The sequence below is a fragment of the Mesorhizobium sp. WSM4837 genome (genome assembly GCF_055811435.1).
Map to the genome: position 1 here is coordinate 13910 of NZ_JBVVQE010000026.1, position 17187 is coordinate 31096.

Consider the following 17187-nt stretch of genomic DNA (forward strand, 5'->3'; position numbering starts at 1 on the left):
CGCAAAAGCGATGCTGGACCGAACAGGGCAATCACTGCAGGCAAAAGAGGGCCTCCCAGCTCACGTAGAATGACCACCGTCGATGTCGGCGCTGCCCCTCATTGCCCTGCCGGGCATTTCTCCCCGTATAGTGACGGGGAGAAAAACGCCTTCGCGAACGATTTCGCCAATCTCCAGGTTGCGGAAAGGATGCCGAGGTTGCGGTCAGCCCCTTCTCCCCGTCACTATACGGGGAGAAGATGCCGGCAGGCAGATGAGGGCAGCGCAGACCTGAAGCGATTGCCCTGCTGGAGCGCCTGGCGTAGCAAAAGTCGATTCCGATTTCCGGGGTCATGCGCTACGGTCGCGCCAAAGCATCGGGCCCAAAAGTGGAAACCGGTTTGGGAAAACCCGATGCTCAAACAAAAGGCTAGATGTGAGCGGCGGCACGGTTCGACTTGAAAGTCCGCCGCTCACATCCAGCATCCGAGGAGAGGCCATGATGTTCCAGACCTTTGATTCCGCAGGCGACCCCGCCGTCGGCAAGCCACGTGTGGCGTTGCTGCGTCAATGGCTGGCGGCCAACGGGCTGGATGGCTTCATCGTGCCTCGTGCCGACGAGCATCAGGGCGAATATGTCGCCGACCGCTCGGCGCGGCTGAAATGGCTGACCGGCTTCAGCGGCTCGGCCGGCGCCGCCATCGTGCTCGGCGACCGTGCCATCATGTTCGTCGACGGCCGCTACACGCTGCAGGTGCGCCACGAGGTCGATCTCGACATCTTTTCGATCGAAAGCCTGGTCGACAATCCGCCCGCCGCCTGGATCAAGGACAATCTCGGCAAGGGCGTGCGGCTTGGCTTCGACCCGTGGCTGCAGACGATCGGCGACGTGAAAGCGCTGAAAGCGTCGGCCGAAAAATCGGGAGCGACATTGGTGCCGCTCGAGAGGAATCCGATCGACGCCATTTGGGAGAACCAGCCCGAACCGCCGCTGGCGCCGGTCGAGCTTCATCCTATCGGCTTTGCCGGCGAATTGGCCAAGGACAAGCTGGCGCGGCTGGCCGAGTCGATCGGCAAGGATGGCGCCACCCATGCCGTGCTGACCGACCCGTCCTCCATCGCCTGGGCCTTCGACATCCGCGGCGGCGATGTGCCGCACACGCCGCTGGCGCTCGGCTTCGCCGTGCTCGCCGCCGATCGATCGCACCTGCTTTTCATGGACCAGCGTAAGTTTTCACGCACCGTCGCGGCCTATCTGACGCAGCTCGCCGAATTGCACGAACCCGGTGAATTCGAAGCTGCTATCGCAGCCCTGGCCAAGGGCGGCGCGAAGATCGCGCTGGATCCGGTGCTGGCGGCGGAGAGACTGAGAATGCTGGTCGAGGACAATGGCGGCACCGTCATCACCGCACCCGACCCTGCCCGCATTCCGCGCGCGACGAAAAACCAGGCCGAGATCAGCGGCGCCCGTGCCGCGCACCGCCGCGATGGCGCCGCCGTTGCCAAGCTGCTTTGCTGGCTCGACCGCCAGGAACCGGGCAAGCTCGACGAGATCGCGGTCGTCACCAAGCTCGAGGAGTGCCGCCGCAGCACCGGCGAGGAAACACAGATGCCGCTGCGCGACGTGTCCTTCGACACCATCGCCGGCGCCGGCCCGAACGGCGCCATCATGCACTACCGCGTTTCCCGCGCCACCAGCCGAAAGCTTCAGTCTGGCGAACTGTTCCTGCTCGATTCGGGCGGGCAGTATCAGGACGGCACCACCGACATCACCCGCACCGTACCGATCGGCACACCGACCGAGGAAATGCGCGAACGCTTCACGCTGGTGCTGAAGGGCATGATCGGCATTTCCATGCTGCGCTTTCCCCCGGGCACGCGCGGCTCCGAGATCGACGCCGTGGCGCGCCTTGCCCTGTGGAAACACGGTTGCGATTTCGCCCATGGCACCGGCCATGGCGTCGGCTCCTATCTGGCCGTGCACGAGGGCCCGCAGCGCATCGCCAGGACCGGCACCGAAAAGCTGCTGGCAGGCATGATCGTCTCCAACGAGCCGGGCTACTACAAGGAGGGTTCTTACGGCATTCGCATCGAGAATCTCATACTGGTGACGCCGGCCGAGCCGATAGAGGGCGGCGACATCGCTGTGCATGGCTTCGAGACGCTGACGCTGGCGCCGATCGACACCAGGCTGGTGCGATCCGACCTGTTGACGCGCGACGAGCTGCATTGGCTCGACACATACCACCAGCGCGTGCTGGCCGAGATCGGACCGATGCTCGATGGCGAGACGCTGGCCTGGCTGGAAAAGGCAACCGCACCGCTGCCGCACGACCAGAAGTCCTGATTTTTCGGAAAGGCGGTGGGTCAGCTAGGGACCCAGGATGCCGGTCCGCAGGCAATGGCCTGCGGCCTTATCGCTGCCTTCTAACCTCCAAGGGTCGCCGACGGATTTCGCCGCGAAACTCGTTGAAGACACATGGCGGGTGCAGGATGACGGTCGTCTCGGCACAAGGTCTGGCGTGGTGGAACGAGAAGGCAGAGCGTGGGCGAAACCGACGAGCGGCTGCTGGCGCTGATCGCTCAGAACAATGCGGCTGCGGTGGAAGCCATGGTCGAGCGCAAGCTGCCGCGGCTGATCCGTCTCGCCACGCGAATGCTGGGCGACCGCGGCGAGGCCGAGGATGTCGCGCAGGAGACGTTCTTGCGCATCTGGCGGGCGGCTCCGGGCTGGCGCGCCGGCGAGGCGAAGTTCGACACCTGGCTGCATCGCGTCGCACTCAATCTCTGCTACGACCGGCTGCGCAGGCGGCGGGAGACGCCGGTGGCGGAACTTCCCGATCGCCCCGACGAACGCCCGGGCGTGGAAGCGGATATGCTCGCGGCCGACGATCAGCACCAGGTGCGGCGCGCGCTGGCCGAGCTGCCGGAGCGCCAGCGCGAGGCGATCGTGCTGCAGTATTATCAGGAGCTTTCGAACGGCGATGCGGCAGAGGTCATGGGCATCAGCATCGAGGCATTGGAAAGCCTGTTGTCGCGGGCGCGGCGGCAGCTCGCCCTATGAGCGCAAGCACGGTTGGCTGAACCGGCTGGTCGGCATGCTGCCGAAGTCTCGCGGCGAAGCAATCGCTTTTGCACCGACCATCCCGCTGGCGCTGCGAGGCCAGGCAGACGTCACCTCCTATGCGCCGTCCGCCCTGCCAGAGGCGCCGGACGACCTGATGACGCGCGTCGGCAAGCTCTATGACGCCGACGAACAGCTGCATGCGCTGTCGAGCAGCGCGATGGAGACACGGGCGTTGGGCGCGGTGAACGCGCAGCGCAAGGACGCAGCGAGCGTCGGCCGCACCGCCGCGGGCTTCCTCGCCAAGGCCGGCGGACCGCGCGTTGCCATGATCGAAACCAGCGGCTGGGACACCCATAGCGGCCAGCAAGCCAGGCTGGCCAACCAGCTCAGAGCGCTCGACGCGCTCATCGATGGGTTGCACGTTGGCCTCAGCGATATCTGGAAGGATACGACCGTGCTGGTCGCCACCGAGTTCGGCCGCACTGTCGCCGTCAACGGCACTGGCGGCACCGACCACGGTACGGCATCGGCTGCGATGATCGCTGGCGGAGCGGTGAATGGCGGGCGGGTGCTGGCCGACTGGCCGGGACTGTCTACCGGTGCACTCTACCAAGGACGCGACCTCGCCCCGACGCTCGACCTCGACGCGCTGATTGCGGTGACATCAGCCGAAACGTTTGATCTCGATCCGCAAGAGACGATGCACAGGCTCTTTGCAGGAGGTCGATTCGATCCCGCGATCTCCAACATCGTGCGGAAATAGGACTGGCGTACTCAGCCGGTCCGGTTACCCGACGAACTGCCGGGCCAGCACCAGCACGACGGCGCCGGCCAAAAACATCGCCATAAGCCCGCTGCGCAGCGAGACCAGCCCGGCGACGATCAATGCCGCCCATTCCGCCGGCCCGCCGCCAAGTGCTGCCGGCGCCACCAGCGTCGTCAGCACTGCGGCAGGCACAGCGTTCAGCCCGGCCTCGACGCGCGGATGGATGTTTTCGAAGCGCGAGATCACCAGATGGCCGCCGATGCGGGTCAGATAGGTCGCGATCGCGCCGGCGGTGATGATCCACAAGGTCGTGCTCATGGCCGCGCCTCCACGCCGCTGTGGCGCGGCGGCAGGATGACCGCGAGCAGCACGCCGGCCACGGCGCCAATCGAGACGTGCCAGGGCGAGCCCACCGTCTTGTAGGCGATGATGGAGGCAGCAGCACTGGCGACGACCACCGGCAGCCACAGTGGCCGTTTGCGAAAGCCCATGACCAGTCCGAGGAAATAGATCGGCAGCAGAAAATCGATGCCCAGCGCATGGGTATCGGGAATAAGCCTGCCGAATACCGCGCCAAGCGCGCTTTCGGTCACCCAGAACACATAGACCGGCAGGCCAAGCCCCATATACCAGGCGAAGCCGACCGTCTCGCCAGCCTCCGCCTTGCGCTCGGCCACGGCGAACTGCGGATCGGTGAGCAGGAAATAGCCGACCGCCTGCTGCACCGGCGGCCAGTGCGCGATGCGCCGGCCGATGCCCGCGGAGTAAAGCACATGGCGGAAATTCACGGCGAAGATCGACAGCACGATCAGCCATGGCGCGACATGCTGCCCGAACAATTCGATGCCGACCATCTGGCTGGCGCCGCCGAAAACCATGGCGCTCATCAGCAAGGCTTCAAGCACCGAAAATCCGTTGTCTACGGCGAGCGCCCCGAACAGCAGTCCAAACGGCGCCGCCGCCACCACGACGGGCATGCTGAGCCGCACGCCTTGCCAGAAATCGCTTTTTGCGCGGTTTTCGGAGATTGCTTCCGCCGACATCAGCCACTCCTCGGAGCACCGCTCGTCCTTTTGGACGATCAAAGGACGCTCTAACACTTTGAATCCACGCGTCGGGCCATCCGAAAATCGATCCCGATTTTCGGGCCGATGCGGGGGAAAGCTGGTATGTAGGGAGCGCTGTCAGCCTTGTCACACCAATTCGCTTGAGCCGACGATCAGCGGAAGTGATCCTCGTCGCAGGTTCAGGCGTGCGCGTTTCGGCCAGTGCTCAGTCCACCGGGACCTTGGCTTCGATCGCCCTGCCCCAGTCGAGCAACGGCTTGGCCCGCAAGGCGAAATCGACCAGCTCGTCGACCAGCGCCGGCCAGTGGATTCCCGCAGGGTCGACTTCGTGCCGGACGGCGAAATGCCGGTTGCGGATGGCCGCCGCGAGATCGGCCGCCGTGACATGCTCGAAGCCGCGTGGCGCGCGCTTCATGCAGCCTTCCGCATCGAGTTCGAGGCGGTTTTGCTTCAGCGCCTCGATCAGCGCCCGGAATTCACCCGGCCGCGCCGCGATGGCCTGGCGCATCGCCAGCAGCAGCGCCGGCCCCGGCTGCCACCAGGCAACGCCGGCAAAGCAGCGCTCAAGCCCGATATGGATGAAGAACACGCCCTGTTCCATCTTGGTGCCATCAGGCGAGAGGATTGCCGACAGATGCCGGTTGTAGGGCCGCTTGTCCTTGGCGAAGCGCACGTCGCGATTGATCCGGAACAGCGACTTCTTGCGATCGCCGCGCAAGCCCAGCCCCGCTGCCGCGAAGCGCTCGGAGAGCGTTTCGACCAGATCGCCGAAGGGGTCGCGCAGCTCGCTTTCGAAGAGGTCGCGGTTTTCCAGAAACCACTCCCGGCTCTGGTGAAAATCGAGCGCCTTGAGGAAGGGAATTGCCTTTTGGCCGAAACCGGTGAACGCGCCTTCCATCACGCCTTGCCGATCCGCGCCAACCAAGCGTCTTCGTCGATCACCTCGATGTCGAGTTCGGTGGCAAGCTTGAGCTTGGAGCCAGCACCTGGGCCGGCAACGACGAGATCGGTCTTCTTCGACACCGAGCCGGCGACCTTGGCGCCGAGCTTTTCGGCCATTGCCTTGGCCTCGTCGCGCGACATCTTTTCCAGCGCGCCGGTGAAGACCACCGTCTTGCCGGAGACCGGCGACGACACGCCACCGACCGGCTCCTCGTCGAGCACTGTTACTTCCGCCAGCAATGCATCGAGCGCCTGCCGGTTATGGTCTTCAGCGAAGAAATCGACCACCGCCTCGGCAACGATCGAGCCGATGCCGTTGATGCCGTTCAACTCCTGCCAGGCAGCGTTGCCAGGGTCACCCTTGCCGGCCGGCATGACGGCGCTTTGCCCGGTTTCGCGGAAAGCGGCAAAGGAAAGGAAATGGCGGGCCAGCCGCTTGGCATTGGTCTCGCCGATGTGGCGGATGCCGAGCGCATAGAGGAATCGCGAGAACTCGACCTGCCGCCGATCGTCGATTGCCGCGAACAGCTTGCGTACCGAGGTCGCGCCGAAACCGTCAACGTTCTCGAGCTTGGTCAGCGATGCTGCCTGCCGCTTCTTCAGCGTAAAAATGTCGGCCGGTGAATAGATGCGTAGTGACGGATCCTCGGCGTGGAAGAAGAATTCGATCTGCTTCTCACCGAGCCCCTCGATATCGAAAGCACCCCGAGAGACGAAATGGCGCAGACGCTCCACCGCCTGCGCGGGGCAGATCAATCCGCCAGTGCAGCGCCTGACTGCTTCCCCCTCCTCGCGCACGGCGTGGCTGCCGCAGGCCGGGCAAAGCACTGGGAAGGCATATTGCACACTGTCGGGCGGCCGCTTTTCCATGACCACGTCGATGACCTGCGGAATGACATCGCCAGCACGCTGGATGCTCACCGTGTCGCCGATGCGAATGTCGCGGCCTTCGCGGATCGGCTGGCCGTTGTTGCCGATGCCCTTGATGTAGTCCTCATTGTGCAGTGTCGCGTTGGTCACCACGACGCCGCCGACCGTCACCGGCACCAGCCGCGCCACCGGCGTCAGCGCGCCGGTGCGGCCGACCTGGATGTCGATGCCGGTCAGGATCGTCGTCGCCTTCTCGGCCGGGAATTTGTGAGCGATCGCCCAGCGCGGCGAACGCGAGACGAAGCCCAGCCGCTGCTGCAGCTCGAGGCTGTTCACCTTGTAGACGACACCGTCGATGTCGTAGCCGAGCGTCGCCCGGTTGGATTCGATCAGCCGGTATTGCTCGAGCAATCCCTCGACGCTGTCGAACAGCTTCATCAGCGGATTGATCCTGAAGCCAAAGCGCTCGAACGCCGCCACCATGCCCATCTGCGTGTCGGCGGGCATGGCGCTCACCTCACCCCAGGTATAGGCGAAAAACCGCAGCGGCCGGCTGGCTGTGATCGAGGTATCGAGTTGGCGCAAGGAGCCTGCCGCCGAGTTGCGCGGATTGGCAAAAACCTGCTTTCCGGCCTCGGCATTGCGGCGATTGAGCTCGGCAAAGTCGGTGAGGCGCATATAGACCTCGCCCCGCACTTCCAGCACATCGGGAAAATCGCCTGAGAGCACGTTGGGAATCTCGGCGATGGTGCGGGCGTTGGCCGTCACATCCTCGCCGACCTGGCCGTTGCCACGCGTTGCCGCCGTCACCAGCCGTCCGGCCTCGTAGCGCAGCGACAGCGACAGGCCGTCGATCTTAGGCTCGGCAGTCATCGCCAGCGGCGCGTCGGCGCTGAGCCTGAGGAAACGGCGGATGCGGCCGACGAAATCGATCACGTCCGCATCGGCGAAAGCGTTGTCGAGCGACAGCATCGGAATGGCATGGACGATCTTGCGGAATTTCTCCGACACCGCCGCGCCGACTTTGCGTGACGGCGAATCCTCGCGCACAAGGGCAGGAAACCGCTGCTCGATGGCAAGGTTGCGCCGCCGCAGCGCATCGTAGGCCGCGTCCGAAATCGTCGGCGCGTCCTCGGCATGGTAACGCTGGTCGTGGGCGGCGAGTTCCTCGGCCAACCGCTTCAGCACGCTGGCTGCTTCACTTTCGCTGAGTGAATCGACTGGTTTTTCGGGCATGCACGGCTCCTCGACGCTGACCCGGAACGATTTCCTGGGCCATGCGCGAAATCAAATTGCTACAGCGTCCTTGCGCGTTCGAAGGACGCGCGGCGCGCCACAATAGATCAGGATTTTGAGAAAATCATTGCTGAACAGCAGGATGGAGCCACATCCTGACTCGATCCACAACGCCGAGCATGAGGTCCGCTAATGCATGTCGCGCAAAAGCATGCCCTCGGGCTTGAACCGAGCGTGCGCAGCGGTTTTGCGATAACGACATGCATAAAAACAAGAACCTAAAGCGCGTCGCATGAATCCGTTCAAATGCGACGCGCTTTAGGCCGCGGTGTTCTCTCGCAGCAGCCGCTCGGCCGCTGCGCGCGCCTCGTCGGTGATGGTCGCCCCGGCAAGCATCCGCGCGATCTCTTCCTGGCGCGCCGCCCAGTCCATCTCGGCGATGCCGGTGGCGACGCGATCGGCGCCGCCGGATTTGGAGATCAGGAAATGCGTCGCCGCGCGTGCCGCCACTTGCGGCGCGTGCGTGACCGAAAGCACCTGCACGCGCTTCGACAGCCGTGCCAGCCTTTGGCCGATGGCGTCCGCCACCGCGCCGCCAACCCCGGTGTCGATTTCATCGAAGACCAAGGTCGGCGCCGAGCCGCGGTCGGCCAGCGCCACCTTCAGCGCCAGCAGGAACCGCGAAAGTTCGCCTCCGGAGGCGACTTTCATCATCGGGCCCGGTCTTGTGCCGGGATTGGTGCGCACCCAGAACTCGACCTGATCGATGCCGTCTTCCATGCGGCTCTCGGCCTCGCTTGCCATCTCGACGATGAAGGCTGCCCGTTCGAGCTTCAGCGCCGGCAGTTCGGCCATCACCGCCCTGGTCAACCCGACCGCCGCCGCATGGCGAAGCGACGAAAGCTGGGCAGCGGAAATGTCATAGGTCTCGCACGCGGCGGCGGCCTGCTTCTGCAGCCCGTGCAGGCGCTCCTCGCCGGCGTCGAGATCGGCGAGATCGGCGGCCATCGTATCGCGCAATTGCGCCAGATCGTCGACCGCCACACTGTGCTTGCGTGAGGCGGCGCGCAGCGAAAACAGCCGCTCCTCGGCCTGTTCCAGCCGCCGCGGATCGTACTCGGTGGCGCGAAGTGCCGCTTCCACGCCCGATTGCGCTGCGTCGAGCGACAGCATCGCCTCATCGAGCGATTTGACCACGTCGTCGAGCAGGCCGGGCGCCTCGGTCACCTTGCGCTGCAGCCGTCGCAACAGGCTGGCGAGTTGCGGCAGGGGCGAAGACGGGCCCGAGAGCACATCTTGCGCATCGTGGATTTCCGAGGCGATCTTTTCCGCCCGCATCATCGAGGCGCGCAACTCGGCGAGGTCGGCTTCCTCGCCTGGCTGGGGATCGAGCTTCGTCAATTCGGCGACCGCGGCGCGCAGATAGTCGGCCTCGCGGGCCGCCGCTTCCACCTTGGCACGATGCCGCGAAAGTTCCAGTTCGCAGGCCCGCCAGTACCGCCATGCCTCGCCGGTCGCCCGCACAGCGCCGAGATGACCGCCAAAACTGTCGAGCAATTCGCGATGGGCACCGGGATCGACCAAGGCACGCTCGTCATGCTGGCCGTGGATCTCGACCAGCGCGTGACCGACATCGCGCATCAGTGTCACGCTGGAAGGCTGGTCGTTGACGAAGACGCGGGTACGGCCATCCGCCGTCTGCACGCGGCGCAGGATGATGTCGCCATCGTCCTCGATAGCGTTGTCGGCAAGCAGCATGCGGGCAGGATGGTTGCGCGGCACGTCGAACACGGCGATGACTTGGCCCTGTGCTGCGCCATGCCGCACCAGCGAGGCGTCACCGCGGGCGCCAAGCGCCAGCGACAGCGCGTCGAGCAGGATGGATTTTCCAGCGCCGGTTTCGCCGGTCAGCACCGAGAGACCGGACGAGAAGTCGATGTCCAGCTTCTCGATCAGAACGATATCGCGGATCGACAGTCTGGAAAGCATGGTGACGCGCCGCTCAGGCGCCGGTGATCAGCTTCCCGGCCTTGGCGATCCACGAGCCCGCATTCTCGCGCGGCTCGAGCCCACCAGTCTGCAGGAGCTTGTAGGAATCCTTGTACCACACGCTGTCGGGATAGTTGGTGCCGAGCACAGCAGCGGCAGTCTGCGCTTCCGATGTCAGCCCCATCGCGTAGTAGGTTTCGGTAAGACGCGCGAGCGCTTCCTCGACATGGCGCGTGTTGGAATAGGTCTCCACCACGACGCGGAACCGCTTGACGGCGGCGATGTATTCACGGCGCTCGAGATAATAGCGGCCGATCTGCATCTCCTTGCCGGCGAGTTGGTCGTTGGCGAAGCGGATCTTTTCCTTGGCGTCGTCGACATATTCGGAATCGGGCCAGCGCGTCACCAGATCCTGCATCGTTTGCACGGTCTGACGCGCTTCCTTCTGATCCTGGGTGACATCCCTGATTTGCCGGTAATAGCTCAGCCCGATGATATACTGGGCATAGGCAGCGTCGTCGGTCGACGGATAGAGCGTGAGATAGCGCTTGGCCGAACCGATCGCCTCGGTATAGTTGCCTTGGCGATAGTCGGCAAAGGCGCCCATCACCATCGATTTGCGGGCGTATTCGGAATAGGGATGCTGGCGGTCGACCGCACCGAATTTGCGGCTCGCCTCCTGCAGGCGCCCGGCATTCAGATTGGCGAGGCCCTGATTGTAGAGAACGTCTGCCGGCTCGGTCTGCTCGACATAGGTCGACAGGTCGACATCCTTTTCGGACGACATGCAGGCCGACAGGAACAGCGATGGAACAACCACCGAAAGCGCCAGGAAAACAGCCCGATGCGGCGCTTTCGATTGACCAATTCGCTTGAAGAACATGATTGGATTCCGCCCTTTCGGCGTCATTTCAGTCGACATCTCGCCCTGGGGCAGCAGGCATAACCATAATCGCCGTGCCCGGCAACGCTATCTCCGGCCATTCGCACATTTTTGTGGCAGCTTGGCGCAACCCGCACACTTGCGTGATTTCGCCGGCCGATGGTGCATTCATGCAACACAGGCCGGCGGCCATAAAACCCGAAAAACGTTAAGAATCAGATCATCCAGGGCGCGTAGACAGGTGCATAGACGGCGCTCTTTTCGACGGTGCGACCGCGCTCGCGGCGTGTCGTCTCGACGATCTCGAACGCCGAACGGTCCGACAAAAGGCGGCGCAGCGCTGCCGCATTCAGCCTGTGGCCGCCGCGATAGGAACGGAAGCAGCCAATGAACCGGGCGCCGGCCAGCGCCAGATCGCCCATGGCATCCATCGTCTTGTGGCGCACGAATTCGTTGGGATAGCGCAAGCCTCCGATGTTGATCACGCGGTTGTCGTCACCGATCACCAGGGAGTTTTCCAGCGAGGAGCCGAGCGCATAGCCGGCTGCCCACAGCCGCTCGACGTCCTTCATGAAACCAAAGGTGCGCGCCCGCGCGATATCGCGGCGAAAAATGTCGGCGTTCATGTCGGATGCAAACAGCTGACGGCCGATCGCCGGGCTTTCGAAATCGATCTCGATTTCGAAGCGCGTGCCGTCATAGGGCCTGAACTCCGCCCAGGAGGCACCGTTCTCGATGCGAACCGGCTTCACCACCCTGATGTAGCGGCGCTTGACCGGCAGCGTATCGATACCCGCCTGGTCGATGGCCTCGACGAACGCCATGGCGCTGCCGTCGAGGATCGGAACCTCACGGCCGTCGATCTCGATGACGACATTGTCGATGCCGAGCCCGAAAACCGTGGCCATCAGATGTTCGACTGTGGCGATGTGCTCGCCTGCCGGATCGCCGAGCATGGTGCACAGATCGGTGGCGCCGACCTCGGAAACCAGCGCGCGGAACTCCCGGACTTCGCTTCCATTCGAAAGCTGGAACACGACACCCGTATCAGCGTCTGCCGGCAGGAAATGAACGGTAACGGAATTGCCGCTGTGAACACCGGTGCCGGTCAGCGTCGCACGCGATCTAAGTGTCGTCTGATAGTCGTGCAAAACAAACCCCATAGCCCATACTGCCTACGTCCGCTTCATAAGCCCAAGGGCGCGGCTCTTTGATCGGCAGGCAGGGCCACTTCCCCGAATCCCAGCAAACCGAAATTGATTGCGGCGAAGATAGTGGTCCGGCAGGAAGTCTCCAAATCACGGTTTCTTACTTTCTGTAACCGCGATCCGAACCGGATACGGTCTCATAACTCCTTGTTTTACAGGCGCTTTTAGCGTTAACAGGCAAACAATTTCTTGTCTGCCTGTTAATAACTGTTACGGTCCGTTAACAGGTTAGTTGGCCTGGCGGCGCAGGAATGCCGGAATCTCCAGCTGATCGTCTTCCTGGACGGCCCTGCTCTGCGGCGTCAGCCGGCCCTGGTCGTCCAACTGGCCGCGGCGTGGCGCGTAAAGCTGCGGATCCTGGCTGGCAAGGCGGCGCACTTCGGGTGCCGCCTGGCGCAGTTTCGGCTCGCGCGGCTGCGCCGGCTGCAGCCGTGCAGGCTCTTCTTCGCGACGGGTAAGGCCGTTGGTCAGGCGCTTGAGCAGTCCCATCGGTCCGCTGTTCTCGTGGTCGGCCGGACGGCTTTTGGCTTCCACCTCGGCTTTCACCACCGGCGGAAAGTCCTCGACGCGCGGCATGCGCTGGGGCGCTGCCGGCTGAAGCACTTCACGCTGCGGCGCGGGCTGCATCGTTTGCTGAACCATTGGCTGCAGCATCGGCTGCGGCTGGGCCGGCGGCGCCTGGAAGATCTTGCTCTGCGGGCGGAAATCTTCTGCCTGGGAGGCCGGCGCGGGACGCGCCATCGCCGCCGCATTCGCCTCGGCGAGCTGGATTGCCTCGGCGACCGGATCGGCGGCGCGCGGCTCGTAGCCTCCCTGCTGGACAGGCGCCGGACGGCTTTCCGTGACCGGAGCGGCCGGACGGCTGACCGGCTTTGGCGGAGCCGTGCGGATGGCGATCGGCGCGGCAGCGATTTCTGCCGCCGATTTGTCGATGCCGGTAGCAACCACCGAGACGCGGATGACGCCTTCGAGATCCTCGTCGAAGGTCGCACCCAGGATGATGTTGGCTTCCTGGTCGACCTCCTCGCGAATTCGGGTCGCCGCCTCGTCGACTTCGAACAGGGTCAGGTCGCGGCCGCCGGTGATCGAGATCAACAACCCCTTGGCGCCCTTCATCGAGGTCTCGTCGAGCAGCGGATTGGCGATCGCGGCTTCGGCGGCGGCCATGGCGCGCCCCTCGCCGGAAGCTTCGCCCGTCCCCATCATCGCCTTGCCCATCTCGCGCATGACCGAGCGGACGTCGGCGAAGTCGAGGTTGATCAGCCCTTCCTTGACCATCAGGTCGGTGATGCAGGCGACGCCGGAATAGAGCACCTGGTCGGCCATGGCGAAAGCGTCGGCAAAGGTCGTCTTGTCATTGGCCAGCCGGAACAAGTTCTGGTTGGGGATGACGATGAGGGTATCGACGCATTTCTGCAATTCCTCGATGCCCAGATCCGCCGTCTTCATGCGGCGCTGGCCTTCGAAATGGAACGGCTTGGTGACGACGCCGACGGTGAGAATCCCCTTCTCGCGCGCCGCACGTGCAACGACCGGCGCGGCCCCCGTGCCGGTGCCGCCGCCCATGCCGGCAGTGACGAAGCACATATGGGTGTTGGAGAGATGATCGACGATCTCGTCGATGCATTCCTCCGCCGCGGCGCGTCCGACTTCCGGCTGCGACCCCGCACCCAGGCCCTCGGTGACATGCGCGCCGAGCTGGATCAGGCGATCCGCCTTGGACATGGTCAGCGCCTGCGCATCGGTATTGGCCACCACGAACTCGACGCCGCGCAAGCCGGCGGTGATCATGTTGTTGACGGCATTGCCGCCGCCGCCGCCGACACCGAACACGGTGATACGCGGCTTCAGCTCGGTGATGTCCGGCTTTTGCAGATTGATGGTCATTGTCTCCGTCCTTTGCCTTTCCCGCCGCTTCGCCGCTGCGGCCGCCTATGGGGCTGTCCCCGTCAATTTAAAAACTGTCTCTCAACCACTGACTCATTCGATGCAGTTTTCCGCCTGTTCCGGTCATCCTGAGACCAGAAATTCCTTTCGCCGGATGGCTCTCGAAATTCGCCATCTGCGGGTAGATCAGAAGCCCGACTGGCGTCGAGAAAGCCGGCCCCTTGGCCGCCTCCGGCAGGCCCGCTACACCGAGCGGACGGCCGATGCGCACATTGCGTCCGAGAATGCGGCGCGCTGCCTCGGGCAGGCCGGAAAGCTGGCTGGCGCCGCCGGTCAGCACGACGCGCTTGCCGGCCGCGTTGCCGTAGCCGGACCTGTTCAGCCGGTCGCGCAACAGTTCGAGCGTTTCGTCGATGCGCGCCCGGATGATGCGCGTCATCACCGAACGCGGGATCTGAAGCGGCACCTCGCCGTCCTCGCCGATCGGCTGTATCGAGACCAGGTCGCGGTCGTCGGCACTGCCGGGCAGCGCCGAGCCATGCATCACTTTCAGCCTCTCGGCGGCATCGAGCGAGGTTGACAGGCCCTTGGCCATGTCCAGCGTAACGTGGTTGCCGCCGATGGCGATGGCGTCGCCATGAACGAACTTGCCTTCCGAAAACATCGAGATCGTCGTGGTGCCGCCGCCCATGTCGATGCAGGCTGCGCCCATCTCGAGTTCGTCGTCGACCAGTGCGGCAAGACCGCTGGCATAGGGCGTCGCCACCATGCGCTCGACCGACAGGTGCGAACGGTTGATGCAAAGCTCCAGATTGCGCAACGGTGCCGCGTCACCCGTCAGCACGTGCATGTCGACGCCGAGCTGGTCGCCGACCATGCCGCGCGGATCACGCACGCCGCGCTCGGCGTCCAGCGAAAAGCCGACGGGAAGCGAATGGATCACTTCTCGCTCGGCCCGCAGCGCCTGCTTGGCGCCGGCGGCAAGCACGCGCTTGATGTCGGCCTCGTCCGCCTCATGGCCGCCAAGGTTGATGGTTGCCGAGAAGCTTTCGCTCTTCAGCCGGCCGGCCGTCATGTTGACGATCAGCGAATCGACGGTCAGCCCGGCCATGCGCTCGGCGGCATCGACGGCAAGGCGGATGGCGTGCTCGGCCCTGTCGAGATCGATGACGACACCCGATTTCACGCCTTGCGATTTCTGGTGGCCGATGCCGATAACCTGTATGCGATGCGAGCGCCCGCGCAGCAGCATGCCGTCCTCGCGCGGCTTGAGCTTGGCCACCACGCAGCAGACCTTGCTCGAGCCGACATCCAGCACCGTCATGATGCCGGACCGGCGCGACGAGGTATCGCTGTTGCCGCCAAGCCAGCTCATATCTTCGTCTCCGGCTTGCGCTTCGGCATTTTCGGCTTTTCATTGAGCGCGGCCTGACGCTGCGTCGCCGCCTCCGGCGTCAACTGGACGACGAGGCGATCGGAAAGGCGCATGTCGACGGCGGCGATATCGCGCGTCAAAAGCCCGTTCTCTCGGTCCATCCTGAGCAGATCGGCGATCGCCTGGTCCTCGCCATCCTCGGGGAGCTTGACCGTGATGCCGTTTTCCAGCTTCAGATCCCAACGTCGTTCGCCGATGCGGATGTAGCCTTTGATCCGTGCGGCAAGCTCTGGGTATTTCTTGATCCTGGCCAGGAAATCCGGCGCCTTGGCCGGGGCGCCGGTGCCGACGATCAGCGGCAGCAGCGACTGCTTGCCGCCGGAGAATGGCGCGATCACGGCGCCGGAGCGCTCGATGACCGAAAGCTCGCTGCCCTGCTGCCAGAGCGCGAAGGGCTCACGCTCCTCGATGCGCACCTCCAGCGTGTGCGGATAGACCTTGCGCACCGCCGCAACCTCGACCCAGGGCAGCGTGGCGATGCGTTCCCGCGCGGCTTCGGCATCGAAGCCGATCAGCGACGTCCAGCCATCGAGCTGCATCCTGTCGAGAATATCGATCTCGGAGGTTGCGCGGTTGCCGACGACCTTGATCTGGTCGACGGCAAAGCCCGTGCGCGCGGTGATGCCCTGGACGATAGCGTCGACATGCCCGCCGAGATAGGCGCCATAGGCACTGCCCGATACGAGCAGCGCCGCCGACAGCACGGCTGCGGAAAACGGCGGCACCTCGAAGTCGTCCTCGCCCAGACGCGCCAGCATGCGCGCCGGCCGGCGAAGCAGGCGCGGCAGCACGAAATGGTCGAACGACAACGCCACGCCGAACAGCGTCGGCCCGGTCGCGCCCTTCCCCTTGCCCTGTCCCCACCTCAACGCAGACACGAAGCGTCCTCCACCATCCAACTCAACAAATCGCCGAACGAGTGTCCCGCCTGCGCGGCGATCTCAGGCACCAAGGATGTCGGCGTCATGCCGGGCTGAGTGTTGACCTCGAGCCAGACAATTTCGCCGTTCTCGGAGTGTCGATCATCATAACGGAAGTCCGACCGGGAAACGCCCCGGCAGCCGATGGCTTGGTGAGCCCTGAGCGTCAGTGTCTGTATTTTTTGGTAAATATTCGGTGAAATTTTTGCAGGGCATTCGTGTTTTGATCCGCCCGCGACGTATTTTGAATCATAGTCGTAGAAGGAATGGCCGGTCGGGATGATCTCGCAGACGCCGAGCGCCACATCGCTCATCACCGCGCAGGTCAACTCCCGCCCGTGCACATAGCGCTCCGCCATGACGGTATCGCCATACTTCCAGTCGGACGAACCGATGACCTGCGGCGGATGCGACTGCCCTTCGTGCACGATGACGACACCGAAGCTCGACCCCTCATTGACCGGCTTGACGACGTAAGGCGGCTTCATCGGGTGCTTGTTCTGGATGGCGAAGCGATTGACCACCTTCGATTCGGCGACCGGAATGCCGACAGACTTGGCGATCTTCTTGGCTTGCTCCTTGTTCATGGCAAGCGCCGAGGCGAGCACGCCGGAATGGGTGTAGGGGATGGCAAGATATTCGAGGATGCCCTGGATGGTGCCGTCCTCGCCGAAAGGACCATGCAGCGCATTGAAGGCAACATCAGGCTTGAGCTCGGCCAGCACCGATCCAACATCGCGCGAGACGTCGACGCGAGTGACCTGGTAGCCTTCCGTCTCGAGCGCATCGGCACAGGCTTTCCCCGAAGACAAGGACACGGGCCGCTCGGACGAGAATCCACCCAGAAGGACGGCCACGTGCTTGCTTTTCATTTCCCGTCATTCCCTATCACGGCGGGCCCTTTCACTGCGGGTCTGCATCTCACACGCCCCGGAAAG

14 protein-coding genes are annotated in these 17187 nt (G+C 64.1%); 3 read left to right on the forward strand and 11 right to left on the reverse strand.

Annotated elements, in window-relative coordinates; translation table 11 throughout:
- Positions 1 to 478 precede the first annotated feature (478 nt).
- The 3 genes from AC0L3D_RS17025 (at position 479) to AC0L3D_RS17035 (ending at position 3809) form a co-directional block, all read left to right on the forward strand.
- A complete protein-coding gene (locus AC0L3D_RS17025) occupies positions 479 to 2326 on the forward strand; it encodes an aminopeptidase P family protein (RefSeq protein WP_473628196.1) in 1848 nt (615 codons plus the stop codon).
- Positions 2327 to 2524: 198 nt separating this feature from the next.
- A complete protein-coding gene (locus AC0L3D_RS17030) occupies positions 2525 to 3043 on the forward strand; it encodes an RNA polymerase sigma factor (protein ID WP_473628198.1) in 519 nt (172 codons plus the stop codon).
- 34 nt (positions 3044 to 3077) lie between these two features.
- Positions 3078 to 3809: a DUF1501 domain-containing protein gene (locus tag AC0L3D_RS17035; protein ID WP_473628199.1), complete on the forward strand. Its 732-nt coding sequence runs from the start codon at positions 3078 to 3080 to the stop codon at positions 3807 to 3809.
- 24 nt (positions 3810 to 3833) lie between these two features.
- Here AC0L3D_RS17035 and AC0L3D_RS17040 read toward each other — a convergent pair whose 3' ends face one another.
- The 11 genes from AC0L3D_RS17040 to AC0L3D_RS17090 all read right to left on the reverse strand — a co-directional run bounded on the left by AC0L3D_RS17040 (position 3834) and on the right by AC0L3D_RS17090 (position 17121).
- Positions 3834 to 4130 carry an AzlD family protein gene (locus tag AC0L3D_RS17040; RefSeq protein WP_473628201.1) on the reverse strand — a complete coding sequence of 99 codons (297 nt, stop codon included), beginning with the start codon at positions 4128 to 4130 and terminating at the stop codon, positions 3834 to 3836.
- Positions 4127 to 4855, reverse strand: a complete 729-nt coding sequence (locus AC0L3D_RS17045; RefSeq protein ID WP_128167158.1) for an AzlC family ABC transporter permease — start codon at positions 4853 to 4855, stop codon at positions 4127 to 4129. Before AC0L3D_RS17045 ends, AC0L3D_RS17040 begins: the two co-directional genes overlap by 4 nt.
- A 229-nt stretch (positions 4856 to 5084) precedes the next feature.
- Positions 5085 to 5777, reverse strand: a complete 693-nt coding sequence (locus tag AC0L3D_RS17050) for a DUF2461 domain-containing protein (RefSeq protein ID WP_473628243.1) — start codon at positions 5775 to 5777, stop codon at positions 5085 to 5087.
- Complete coding sequence (ligA, locus tag AC0L3D_RS17055) at positions 5777 to 7927, reverse strand: NAD-dependent DNA ligase LigA (protein WP_473628203.1); 2151 nt, start codon at positions 7925 to 7927, stop codon at positions 5777 to 5779. Before ligA ends, AC0L3D_RS17050 begins: the two co-directional genes overlap by 1 nt.
- Positions 7928 to 8245: 318 nt before the next feature.
- Positions 8246 to 9916 (reverse strand): DNA repair protein RecN, encoded by a 1671-nt coding sequence (recN, locus tag AC0L3D_RS17060; protein WP_473628204.1) that lies wholly within the window; start codon positions 9914 to 9916, stop codon positions 8246 to 8248.
- A gap of 13 nt (positions 9917 to 9929) precedes the next feature.
- Entirely contained in the window at positions 9930 to 10799 is an 870-nt protein-coding gene (locus tag AC0L3D_RS17065) for an outer membrane protein assembly factor BamD (RefSeq protein WP_128174186.1), read from the reverse strand.
- A 215-nt stretch (positions 10800 to 11014) separates the two neighbouring features.
- Positions 11015 to 11962, reverse strand: coding sequence for a UDP-3-O-acyl-N-acetylglucosamine deacetylase (gene lpxC / locus AC0L3D_RS17070; protein WP_128246414.1), 948 nt, complete (start codon positions 11960 to 11962; stop codon positions 11015 to 11017).
- Positions 11963 to 12235: 273 nt separating this feature from the next.
- On the reverse strand, positions 12236 to 13894 hold the full coding sequence (gene ftsZ / locus AC0L3D_RS17075) for a cell division protein FtsZ (protein ID WP_023798745.1): 1659 nt from the start codon (positions 13892 to 13894) through the stop codon (positions 12236 to 12238).
- Positions 13895 to 13961: 67 nt separating this feature from the next.
- Positions 13962 to 15269 carry a cell division protein FtsA gene (gene ftsA, locus AC0L3D_RS17080; protein ID WP_473479900.1) on the reverse strand — a complete coding sequence of 436 codons (1308 nt, stop codon included), beginning with the start codon at positions 15267 to 15269 and terminating at the stop codon, positions 13962 to 13964.
- Positions 15266 to 16207 (reverse strand): cell division protein FtsQ/DivIB, encoded by a 942-nt coding sequence (locus AC0L3D_RS17085; protein ID WP_473628205.1) that lies wholly within the window; start codon positions 16205 to 16207, stop codon positions 15266 to 15268. The genes ftsA and AC0L3D_RS17085 overlap by 4 nt, the downstream gene beginning before the upstream one ends.
- Positions 16195 to 17121, reverse strand: a complete 927-nt coding sequence (locus AC0L3D_RS17090; RefSeq protein ID WP_473628207.1) for a D-alanine--D-alanine ligase — start codon at positions 17119 to 17121, stop codon at positions 16195 to 16197. Before AC0L3D_RS17090 ends, AC0L3D_RS17085 begins: the two co-directional genes overlap by 13 nt.
- Positions 17122 to 17187: the final 66 nt, after the last annotated feature.